Below are 10,575 nucleotides of genomic sequence, written 5' to 3'. Positions count from 1 at the left end.
GTCGGTGGGCTCTGCTACAGCACGGCGGCAAGCGCGGGTATGGCGACCGGCGGTGCCGGTTTTGGCGCCGCGACGGGTTGCGGGGCCCTCGCCGGTGCGGCGAGTTCAGCGGTGGGGAACATGCTGTCGGACAGCGCCGACCACAGCATCGCGGGCCAGCTCGGAGAGATGGCTGAGGGCGCCATATGGGGCGCTGCAAGCGGCGCGACCGGATACGGCTTCGGGAAAGTGCTTGGCAAATGCCACAGCTTCCTACCCGGAACCGGCGTCCTCCTTGGCGACGGCGCGAAGAAGGCCATCGAAGACGTCGTGGTCGGCGACGTCGTCGTCACGACGAACCCCGAAACAGGTGAAACCGTCGAGAAACCGGTCGTCGAGACAATCACCACGGAAGACGACAAGGACTTCACCGAGATCTCCATATCCGTGGACGGCGACTACTCCAGCATCGTGGCAACGGACACCCACCCGTTCTGGGTCCCCGACCTGAAGGAGTGGGTCAAGGCTGGCGACCTCCAACTCGGCCAGACGCTCCGCACCAGCGCCGGCACCCACGTCCAGATCACCGCAGTCACCCACTACACCAAGCGCCAGCGCACACACGACCTCACCATCGAAGACATCCACGCGTACTATGTGCTGGCGGGGGCCACGGCGGTCCTCGTACACAACTGTGGCCCCTATGGCGGCCTTGATGAATTCGGTCGCGCCACGGGAATCCGCGTGACGCTCACCGCGGATAACATCGGCGGCAAGACCAATCCGCAGGTGGATCCGATTGGGTGGGTCAGCGGAAAGGGATATAATCGGGCTCACTTGTGGGGAGCTCAGCTGGGCGGATCGAACGCCGATCCAAGGAACTTCGTCACAATGCATCAGTACGCCAACACGCCGGTGATGCGTGCCATCGAGGGTCAGGTGCGGAGGGCTGTAGAGCGGGGCGGGCAGACGGTCCGGTATAGTGCCACCCCAATTTACGCCCAGACCCCTGCAGTCGGTCCTGTGAATCCTTATCCACTGGGTGTGACGATTCGCGCCACCGGCTCGGGCGGACTCAACATATACCAGACGATTCTGAACAGGCCGAAACCATGAATCCACACGTCGAACGACTGACGCGACTAGTGGCACCTCCTGACGTCCCTCCTTTGCGTAAGGACTGGGATGGAGTGATCAGTGAGCTCGGGACCGGGCTTCCGGGGGACTATGTTGACTTGATCGACGCGTATGGTGGTGGCAGGTTCGACGGGTATCTCTGGTTCCTCGAGCCCGGGTGCGCCAATCGCCATTACGACCTTGAGCGTTCCATAAGCGAGCGAAATGAGGCATTTCAGATGCTTTGGGAAATGGGTGAACCCAAACCAGAGCAGCTGGAATTGCCTGGAAGTCAAGTCATCCCCTGGGCCTCGACGGACAATGGAGAGTTTCTTTACTGGCTCGTTCGTCCAGGAGTCGACCCAGACGAGTGGACGGTCATGGTGAACGAGGCTCGAGGAGAGCGGTGGGAGCAGTTCGAGGTCGGGTGCTCCGAGCTCCTTGTAAGGCTGCTCGCCGGAGAAATCCATTCGGAAATCCTCTCTTCGTCCTTCCCGTCCAGGGTTCATGAGTTTAGATCTTCGGCCAGCTTTTGATGGGAAGAAACGGGCTGGACATGGCAGAGGCTACGAGGCGTTTTCGCGGCGTTGCGCGCTAATGTCCGGGTGGCCACCGTTGATCATCGTGACTTGTATGGGAAATGATGAGACGGTGGCCGCAGGCCATGTTCGATTTCTGATCCTCAGTGAATCCCTTGTTCTTCCCGACGAAGGGGAGCCGATTCTGGAGTGAGGAGTGGCGGGCAAGGTGCCAGCCGGCGCGGCTCCTGGCGCAGCAGGTCATCAGTTGGCGGATGCTTCGTTCTTGTCTGCGCATTCGAACCACACCGTCTTTCCGCCCCCGGCCACCGGTGACACGCCCCACTTGTCGACCATCGCGTCCAGGATGAACAGGCCTCGTCCGCTCTCCGAGTCCGGCTGCAACTCGGCTGGAGTCGGGAGTAGTTGGCCGTAGGCGTCTGTTACCTCGGCTCTGACTCCCATTGGCTGCCTCAGCAAGAGCAGCGTGCAGCGGCGGTCCGGGACGTGGCGGACCACGTTGGCGATCAGTTCCGTTACCGCCAGTTCGACCGTGTCCGTCAGGGGGGCCAGGTTCCAGTCCGTCAGGAGTCTGCGGGTGATTCGGCGGATGTGGCGGGCTGAGTGGGCGCCGGCTGTGAGGGTCATGCGGTACTGGGTGGGGGTGGGGGAGGCGTACGTGGAGGGGAAGTTTCCGTTCACGGTACGAGGGTGACCTGGTCCAACTACTCTGGGCTACAGCCTGAATGCAACGCGTGCTTGCGTGAGAGGGGATCCCTCGTGACCCACATCAACGTCCTCGACCCCGGTGCTTCGCCGCTCGACTACTACGGGTTCGAGCTGCGGCGGTTGCGGGAAGCCGCCGGGCTCACGCAGCGGCAGCTCGGGGACATCCTCAACTACACCGGGTCGCTGGTTGGGCAAGTTGAGACCGCCCGGAAGGTTCCCACCCCTGAGTTCAGTGAGCGCGTGGATGCCGCCCTCGGCACCGGTGGGTTGTTCTCGCGGCTCGTTGAGCTTGTGCTGCGATCTCAACTTCCGGCCTGGTTCCAGCAGGTGGCTGAGCTGCAAGCAAGGGCTGTCGAAATCTGCTCGTTTGAAACGCACATGATCCTCGGTCTCCTCCAGACCGCCGCGTATGCCCGTGCGGTGCTCGGAGCTCTGGACCGGCGCAACCTCGACGATCGCACCGCGGTGCGGATGGCCCGCCAGCGCATCTTCGAGAAGAAGGAGCCGCCTGTCTTTTGGGCGGTTCTCAGCGAGGCCGCACTTCATCAGGAGATCGGCGGCCGGGATGTCATGCGCGGTCAACTGGCGCACCTGTTGACCTTCGAGGACGACCCTCGGGTCAACATCCAGATCCTGCCGTTCGCGTCTGGAGCGCACGCGGGACTACAAGGCTCGTTCGACATCTACCGCTTCGTCGGCGACCCGACCATCGTCTACACAGAGGGCTACGGCAGCGGGCATCCCACCGCCAACCCGGACACCGTAAAAGACTGCTCGCTCCGTTACGATCATCTTCGGGCCGCTGCCCTCTCCCTCAGGGACTCGGCGGAGCTGATCCGGCGTGTAATGGAGGAACGTTATGGAGAACAACTGGCGTAAGTCCAGCTACAGCGGCGACCAGGGCGGCAACTGCGTCGAGATCGCCGAAACCCCCGCCACCATCGCCATCCGAGACTCCAAGAACCCGGCGGGCCCGATCCTTACCCTCAAGCCCGCCGCGTTCTCGACGTTCCTGTCCTGGACTACAGGCGCTGAATGATGGTCCCCGTCGCCAGTGCGCCGCCCGCGCACATGGTCACGAGGGCGAACTCCTTGTCCGTGCGCTCCAGTTCGTGAAGGGCCGTGGTGATGAGGCGGGCCCCCGTCGCTCCGACCGGGTGGCCCAGGGCGATTGCGCCGCCGTTCACGTTGACCTTGTCCAAGCTCTGATCGAAGACCTTCGACCAGCTCAACACCACTGACGCGAACGCCTCGTTGATCTCGACGACGTCGATGTCCTTCAGCGTCATCCCCGCCTTGCCGAGGACCGCGCGCGTCGCGTCTATCGGGCCGTCCAGGTGGAAGTGCGGGTTCGCGCCGACCAGGGCCTGGGCGACGATCCTGGCCCTCGGCTTCAGCTTCAGCGCTCTCGCCATCCGCTTCGACGACCACATGATCGCCGCCGCGCCGTCGCTGATCTGCGACGAGTTGCCGGCCGTGTGCATCGCCGTCGGCATGACCGGCTTCAGGCGCGCCAACGCCTCCAGTGACGTGTCCCGTAGGCCCTCGTCCCGGTCCATCAGGCGCCACATGCCCTGGCCCGCCGCCTGTTCTTCCTCCGTCGTCGGGACCTGGACGGCGAAGGTCTCGCGTTTGAAGCGTTCCTCCGACCAGGCGACCGCCGCCCGTTCCTGGGAGAGCAGGCCGAGTCCGTCCACCTCCGCCCTCGTCAGGCCCCGGTGGCGCGCGATGCGTTCCGCCGCCTCGAACTGGTTGGGGAGGTCGACGTTCCACTCCTCCGGGAACGGTTTCCCGGGGCCGTGCTTCGAGCCGGAGCCGAGCGGGACACGGCTCATCGCCTCGACGCCGCAGCTGATGCCGACGTCTATGACGCCCGCCGCGATCATGTTCGCTGTCATGTGGCTGGCCTGTTGCGAGGAGCCGCACTGGCAGTCGACCGTGGTCGCCGCCGTCTCGTACGGGAGGCCCATCGTGAGCCAGGCTGTCCTCGCGGGGTTCATGGACTGTTCGCCGGCGTGGGTCACCGTGCCGCCGACTATTTGCTCGACCGCGTCGGCGGGGATGCCGGTGCGGCCGAGGAGTTCGCGATAGGTCTCGCCCAGGAGGTAGGCGGGGTGCAGGTTGGCCAGCGCGCCGCCGCGCTTGCCGATGGGGGTGCGGACTGCTTCCACGATCACGGGTTCGGCGGCCATGGGTGCGGATCCCTTCGGAACTAGTACGTGTTCTAGTTCTCTGCTGTGTGCAGTCTGCTGACGTGATGTGCGTCACCGCAAGGGTCTTGCAGGCTCAAGGCTCCTGAACTACCTTCACGGCAGTCAGTTTCTGATGAACCGTCAGATATCAACGTCACTTCGCATCGTCAGATGGCTGGAGCCGCCGATGCCCTGTCCAGCGATTCCCGACGGGTTCGACTTCACCGATCCCGACCTGCTGCAACACCATGTGCCGCTCCCGGAGTTCGCCGAGCTGCGGCTCGCCGAACCGGTCCGCTGGATCCCTCAGACGGGCAATGTCGCCGGGTTCCAGGACGAGGGGTACTGGGCGGTGACCCGGCACGCCGACGTGCGGTACGTCTCCACCCACCCCGAGATCTTCTCCTCCTACCTCAACACCGCGATCATCCGGTTCAACGAGCACATCCAGCGCGATTCGATCGACGCCCAGCGACTGATCATGCTGAACATGGATCCGCCCGAGCACACCCGGGTGCGGCAGATCGTGCAGCGCGGGTTCACGCCGCGGGCCATCCGTGGGCTGGAGGAGCGGCTGCGCAACCGCGCCATCGCCATCGTCGAGAGTGCCCGAGCGCAGGGCGGTTCCTTCGACTTCGTCACGTCCGTCGCCTCGGAGCTGCCCCTCCAGGCCATTGCCGAGCTGATCGGCATACCGCAGGACGATCGCGCCAAGATCTTCGACTGGTCCAACAAGATGATCGCGTACGACGATCCCGAGTTCGCCGTCACCGCCGAGGTCGGGCAGCAGTCCGCCGCCGAGATCCTCGCGTACGCCATGAACGTGGCCGCCGAGCGGAAGCAGTGCCCTGCTCACGACATCGTCTCGACCCTCGTGGCCGCCGAGAACGAGGGCAACCTCAGCTCCGACGAGTTCGGGTTCTTCGTGCTCATGCTCGCCGTCGCCGGGAACGAGACGACCCGGAACGCCACCACCCACGGCATGCACGCCTTCCTGACCCACCCCGAGCAGTGGGAGCTCTACAAGGCGCAGAGGCCCGGCACCGCCGCCGAGGAGATCGTGCGGTGGGCCACGCCCGTCGTCGCCTTCCAGCGGACCGCCACCCAGGACACCGAGCTCGGCGGGAAGCGGATCAGGAAGGGGGACCGGGTCGGGATCTTCTACGCCTCCGCGAACCGCGACCCCGAGGTGTTCGAGAATCCCGACTCCTTCGACGTCACCCGGGATCCGAACCCCCACCTCGGGTTCGGCGGGGGCGGCCCCCACTTCTGCCTCGGCAAGTCGCTCGCCGTGCTGGAGATCAACCTCATCTTCAACGCCATCGCCGACGCCATGCCCGACCTGCGGCTCGTGGGCGATCCGCGCCGACTGCGGTCGGCCTGGATCAACGGAGTGAAGGAGTTGAGAGTCAGCGCGGCGTGAGTGACGGTGCGCCGACGCGCGCTCCTTGCGGATACGCGGACGCGGACGCTGACGCGGTCGAAACGCCGAAAGCGGCGGCCCCGGGGATCGGGGGCCGCCGCCTTCGGCGCGCGGAACGCGCGTTCTTGGGGGGGTGTGGCTCAGGGTGTGGCTCAGTACCAGCCGTTCGCCTGCCAGAAGGACCAGGCGGCGAGGGGGCTGCCGTAGCGGGAGTTCATGTAGTCCAGGCCCCACTTGATCTGGGTCTTGGCGTTGGTCTTCCAGTCGGAGCCGGCCGAGGCCATCTTGTTGCCGGGGAGGGCCTGGACGAGGCCGTAGGCGCCGGAGGAGGCGTTGGTGGCGTTGACGTCCCAGCCGCTCTCGTGCTTCACGATGTTGGAGAAGGCGTTGTACTGAGCCGTGTTCGGGATCATCTTGTGCGCGATCGCCTGGGCCTGGGAGGTGGAGCTCACGGATGACGTCGCGGCGTGGGCGGGGGCCGCGGCCAGTGCCATGCCGGCGGTGGCGGCGGCCACGGCGACGGTGGTGAGGGCCTTCTTCGGGCTGGCGATGCGACGGATGACGGAGACGGACACGGAGAACCTTTTTCTTCGGGGACAGAGTCGGTCGCTGCATGCCGGAGTCACGCGGTGCGTGGCCGCACCGCGTGGTGTGCGGTGGGTGGCTGCATGCGTCGGCGCCGAAGCCCGGGGGCTTGTCGGCACCGTGCGACGTCATCCAGAGAAGCAGGATCGGGAGGCGTCCGCAAAGACCCCTTTTGCTAGTTGTCGTCGTATTCGGGAAAGTCGTCGGGTGTGTGAGCCGGCTCTCAATGTGCAGGTCAGACCCTATGATGGCGTGGACATGGCGTCCGAATTGCCCGACTAGGTCGAGTAGTAGGTGATCTGGGTCATGTGGGGTGGTTCACCGGTCAACGGTCTTCTGGGGGCCCTTTCCGGTCCCCTGGGGGGCCTCGAATGTGACCGCGGTCTCGAAGGCCGCCCGGCGGGTCGCTCTGCGGAGCGCCTTGAGCACCGCCGGGCCGAGAGTGAGCGTCAGGACGACTGTGACCAGCGCCCTGCCCAGGTCCCAGCCCAGCGAGGTCGCCACGCAGTAGGCGACGAAGCGCGCCAGGTTCGACGGGACCGTCCCGTCCGGGTCGAAGGCGACGCCCGAGGCCAGCGCGCCCATGAAGGGCCACCCGGCCAGGTTCATCACCGTGCCGTAGGCGAAGGCGGCCAGGAAGCCGTAGAGGGACAGCAGGGCCAGCTCCACACGGCCCCGTAGGCCGCGTACGCGATCCGCGCCCGGCAGCAGGCCCGCGCCCGGTAGCGGTCCCACGTCCGGCAGCAGGCCCGCGCCCATCGTGAACCAGCCCATCGCCAGCATCTGGAACGGCATCCACGGGCCCACCCCGCCCGTGAGCAGGGCGGACGCGAACATCGTCACCGAGCCGAGTACGAAGCCGAAGCCCGGGCCGAGGACCCGGCCGCTCAGCACCATCAGGAAGAACATCGGCTCGATGCCGGCCGTCCCCGCGCCGAGCGGACGCAGCGCCGCGCCCGTCGCCGCCAGCACACCCAGCATCGCCACCGCCTTCGCGCCGAGCCCGGACTCCGAGATCGTCGCCGCCACGACCGCGACCAGCAGCACCAGCAGGCCCGCGAACAGCCAGGGCGCGTCCTGGGCGTGGGCGTTCAGCGCGGAGTCGGGCGGGGCCAGGAAGGGCCAGCTGAACGCCACCACGCCCACTGCGCTGACCAGCGTCAATGCGGCGACGGAGCGGGGGCCGAGGTGCACCGGACGTCGCCGGCGCGTCGTCGTCATCGCAGTGCCTCCCGCACCTGCGCGACCGTGAGCCACTCCTGCGGGGCAAGGATCTTCGTCACCTGCGGGGCGAAGGACGGGGAGGAGACGACGACCTCCGCCGTCGGACCGTCGGCGATCACCTCTCCCTCCGCGAGCAGCACGACCCGGTGGGCCAGCTCGGCGGCCAGTTCCACATCGTGCGTGGCCAGCACGATCGTGTGCCCGGCCGCGGCCAGCCCGCGCAGGACGGCGACCAGGCGGGCCTTCGCCGCGTAGTCCAGGCCGCGGGTCGGCTCGTCGAGGAGGAGCAGCGGCGGCCGGGCCGCGAGGACGACCGACAGGGCGAGTGTGAGGCGCTGGCCCTCGGAGAGGTCGCGGGGGTGGGTGTCGTCCGCGATGCCGGGGAGGAGCTCCGAGACCAGGGCGCGGCAGGTGCCGGGGGCGGCCTGCGCGTCCCGGTCGGCTGCCGCGCACTCGGCGGCGACCGTGTCGGCGTACAGCAGGTCGCGCGGCTCCTGCGGGACCAGGCCGACGCGGCGGACCAGGTCCCGCGGCGGGGTGCGGTGCGGGACCAGCCCGCCGGCGCGGACCGTTCCCGCCGACGCCTCGACGAGGCCTACGAAGGCGCCCAGCAGCGTCGACTTCCCGGCGCCGTTGCGGCCCATGAGGGCGATCGTCTCGCCGGGCGCGACCGTGAGATCGACGCGGCGCAGGGCCTGGACGCCCGCCCGGCGGACGGCGAGGGAGCGGGCCTCGGCGGGCGGCGCGGGGACGGCGGCGGACGGGGCGGACGGGGCGGGCGGAAGGCGGCGGAAGAGGCGACGGGCGGGTCGTCCGGCGGGGCCCGGCACGGGCGGCGGAACCTCGCGAGGCGCCAGGGGTGCCGCCCGACCAGCCCCTCCCCTCGCGCTCTCCAGGCGTTCCCGCAGGTCACCGGCCCTTCGTCGGGCGTCCCGGACGGTCAGTGGCAGCGGGGTCCAGCCCGCCAGGCGGCCCAGGCCGACCACCGGCGGGAACACCGGGGAGACGGTCATGACGTCCGCCGGGGCGCCGAGGACCGGAGCCGCGCCGGGGGCGGGGAGCAGGGCGACCTGGTCGGCGTACTGCAGGACGCGCTCCAGACGGTGTTCCGCCAGCAGCACCGTCGTACCGAGGTCGTGGACGAGGCGCAGCAGGACGGCGAGGACCTCCTCCGCGGCCGCCGGGTCGAGCGCGGAGGTCGGCTCGTCCAGGACGAGCACCCGGGGGTGCGGGGTGAGGACCGAGCCGATCGCGACCCGCTGCTGCTGGCCGCCGGACAGGGTGGCGATGGGGCGGTCGCGCAGGCCGGCCAGGCCGAGCAGGTCGAGGGTCTCCTCGACGCGTCGGCGCATCACCTCCGGGGGCAGGCCCAACGACTCCATTCCGTAGGCGAGTTCCTCCTCGACCGTGTCCGTCACGAAGTGCGACAGCGGGTCCTGCCCCACCGTCCCCACCACGTCGGCGAGTTCGCGCGGCTTGTGGGTGCGGGTGTCACGGCCGGCGACCGTGACCCGGCCGCGCAGGGTGCCGCCCGTGAAGTGCGGGACGAGCCCGGAGACCGTGCCCAGCAGCGTCGACTTCCCGACCCCGGACGGCCCCGCGAGGAGCACGAGTTCGCCCTCCGGGATCGTGAAGTCGACGCCCTGGACGGTGGGTTGAGGGGCGCCGTCGTACGTCACGGAGACGTTCTCGAAACGGATCACGACGGCTCCTTGGGGACAGGGGGAACATGGGGAAGGTAGGGGGCCACGAACGCGGGCAGCAGGCCGAGGAGTACGGCCGCCGCCGGCCAGAGGGGGAGGGCGGGGGCCGTCAGGGGGACGACGCCGGGGTGCAGGTCCGCCGGAGCGGCCGACGCGGCGACGGTGAGGAGCGCCGCGACCGCGCCGCCGGAGACGGCGACGAGACAGGCACGCGGCGTCCAGCGGTCCGGACGGTACCGGGTGCGCGGCGAGCGCCGGCCGCCCAGGCGCAGTCCGGCGACGGCCGCGACGACCCCGGCGAGCAGCACCGGCACGCCGTACGTCCCGCCCGCGGCGGTGAGCAGACCGTACGTTCCCGCGCAGACGCCGAGCAGCCCGCCGAGCGTGAGCGCGGCGGTCGTCCGGCGGACGGGGACGGGGACGTCGGCGGTACGGCCGTACCCGCGGGCGTCCATCGCGGCGGCGAGGGCGACGGAGCGTTCCAGCGCGCCCTCCAGCACCGGCAGGCCCACCTGGAGCAGGCCCCGCACACCCCGGTCCGGACGGCCCCGCAGACGGCGGGCCGCACGCAACCGGTGGACGTCCGCGATCAGGTTCGGGGCGAAGGTGAGGGCCACGACCACCGCCACTCCGGTCTCGTACAGGGCGCCGGGCAGCGTCTTGAGCAGACGAGAGGGGCTGGCCAGGGCGTTCGCCGCGCCCACGCAGACGAGGAGCACGGCCAGTTTCAGGCCGTCGTAGAACGCGAAGAGGAGGCCCTCGGCCGTGACCGCGCCGCCGAGCCGGATGCCCTGCGCCCAGTGGGGCAGCGGGACTTCGGGCAGGGTGACGAGCACCTGCGTGCCGGGGATGGGGGAGCCCAGGGCGACGACGAAGACGAGCCGGATGACGAGCACCGCCAGCGCGAGCTTCAGGAACGCCGAGTAGGAACGGGACCAGGGCGTGTCCGGGCGGCATGTGGTGACGACGTACGCGGAGACGGTGAGGAGGAGGGCGAGGAGCAGCGGGTTGGTGGTGCGGGTGGCGGCGGTGCCCAGGCCGAGGGCCCAGAGCCACCAGGCGGCGGGGTGGAGTTGCGGGCGGGAGCGGGAATCACCCATCAGCCG

The 10,575-nt window shown here is 68.8% G+C and carries 11 protein-coding genes; 5 read left to right on the top strand and 6 right to left on the bottom strand.

Translation table 11 applies throughout. The features are described 5' to 3' along the window. Both ACZ5SK_RS03175 and ACZ5SK_RS03170 read left to right on the top strand, forming a co-directional pair. Window positions 1-1,095 (top strand): polymorphic toxin-type HINT domain-containing protein (locus tag ACZ5SK_RS03175; protein ID WP_468575210.1); only part of this gene is annotated, 1,095 nt, incomplete at its 5' end. A gap of 74 nt (window positions 1,096-1,169) precedes the next feature. Beyond that, complete coding sequence (locus tag ACZ5SK_RS03170) at window positions 1,170-1,631, top strand: hypothetical protein (protein WP_468155642.1); 462 nt, start codon at window positions 1,170-1,172, stop codon at window positions 1,629-1,631. A 246-nt stretch (window positions 1,632-1,877) separates the two neighbouring features. Here the strand turns inward: ACZ5SK_RS03170 and ACZ5SK_RS03165 are convergent, their stop codons facing one another. Beyond that, the gene (locus ACZ5SK_RS03165; RefSeq protein WP_443041296.1) at window positions 1,878-2,315 is read right to left on the bottom strand and encodes an ATP-binding protein; all 438 of its coding nucleotides are present in this window, start codon (window positions 2,313-2,315) and stop codon (window positions 1,878-1,880) included. A 78-nt stretch (window positions 2,316-2,393) separates the two neighbouring features. Here ACZ5SK_RS03165 and ACZ5SK_RS03160 point away from each other — a divergent pair, with 78 nt between their 5' ends. After that, the gene (locus ACZ5SK_RS03160) at window positions 2,394-3,221 is read left to right on the top strand and encodes a helix-turn-helix domain-containing protein (protein ID WP_334580512.1); all 828 of its coding nucleotides are present in this window, start codon (window positions 2,394-2,396) and stop codon (window positions 3,219-3,221) included. Beyond that, window positions 3,202-3,381, top strand: coding sequence for a DUF397 domain-containing protein (locus ACZ5SK_RS03155; RefSeq protein WP_334580513.1), 180 nt, complete (start codon window positions 3,202-3,204; stop codon window positions 3,379-3,381). Before ACZ5SK_RS03160 ends, ACZ5SK_RS03155 begins: the two co-directional genes overlap by 20 nt. Here the strand turns inward: ACZ5SK_RS03155 and ACZ5SK_RS03150 are convergent. Then, on the bottom strand, window positions 3,365-4,534 hold the full coding sequence (locus tag ACZ5SK_RS03150; protein ID WP_334580514.1) for a steroid 3-ketoacyl-CoA thiolase: 1,170 nt from the start codon (window positions 4,532-4,534) through the stop codon (window positions 3,365-3,367). The genes ACZ5SK_RS03155 and ACZ5SK_RS03150 overlap by 17 nt on opposite strands. 187 nt (window positions 4,535-4,721) lie before the next feature. On the opposite strand from ACZ5SK_RS03150, the gene ACZ5SK_RS03145 reads away from it, so the two are divergent. Then, window positions 4,722-5,957: a cytochrome P450 gene (locus ACZ5SK_RS03145; protein ID WP_468575207.1), complete on the top strand. Its 1,236-nt coding sequence runs from the start codon at window positions 4,722-4,724 to the stop codon at window positions 5,955-5,957. A 152-nt stretch (window positions 5,958-6,109) separates the two neighbouring features. Here the strand turns inward: ACZ5SK_RS03145 and ACZ5SK_RS03140 are convergent, their stop codons facing one another. From ACZ5SK_RS03140 to ACZ5SK_RS03125, 4 genes are all read right to left on the bottom strand, one after another. Further along, the gene (locus ACZ5SK_RS03140; protein ID WP_468575205.1) at window positions 6,110-6,532 is read right to left on the bottom strand and encodes an aggregation-promoting factor C-terminal-like domain-containing protein; all 423 of its coding nucleotides are present in this window, start codon (window positions 6,530-6,532) and stop codon (window positions 6,110-6,112) included. Between the two features lie 328 nt (window positions 6,533-6,860). Then, window positions 6,861-7,763 (bottom strand): ECF transporter S component, encoded by a 903-nt coding sequence (locus tag ACZ5SK_RS03135; protein WP_468575203.1) that lies wholly within the window; start codon window positions 7,761-7,763, stop codon window positions 6,861-6,863. After that, window positions 7,760-9,469 (bottom strand): ABC transporter ATP-binding protein, encoded by a 1,710-nt coding sequence (locus ACZ5SK_RS03130; protein WP_468575202.1) that lies wholly within the window; start codon window positions 9,467-9,469, stop codon window positions 7,760-7,762. The genes ACZ5SK_RS03135 and ACZ5SK_RS03130 overlap by 4 nt, the downstream gene beginning before the upstream one ends. Then, the gene (locus ACZ5SK_RS03125) at window positions 9,466-10,569 is read right to left on the bottom strand and encodes an energy-coupling factor transporter transmembrane component T (protein ID WP_468575200.1); all 1,104 of its coding nucleotides are present in this window, start codon (window positions 10,567-10,569) and stop codon (window positions 9,466-9,468) included. Before ACZ5SK_RS03125 ends, ACZ5SK_RS03130 begins: the two co-directional genes overlap by 4 nt. Between the last annotated feature and the right edge of the window lie 6 nt (window positions 10,570-10,575).

The organism is Streptomyces sp. NPDC031474 (assembly GCF_055581185.1).
Note: the sequence above shows the minus strand (reverse complement) of the source record. Positions and strands in the feature narration are given on the sequence as shown.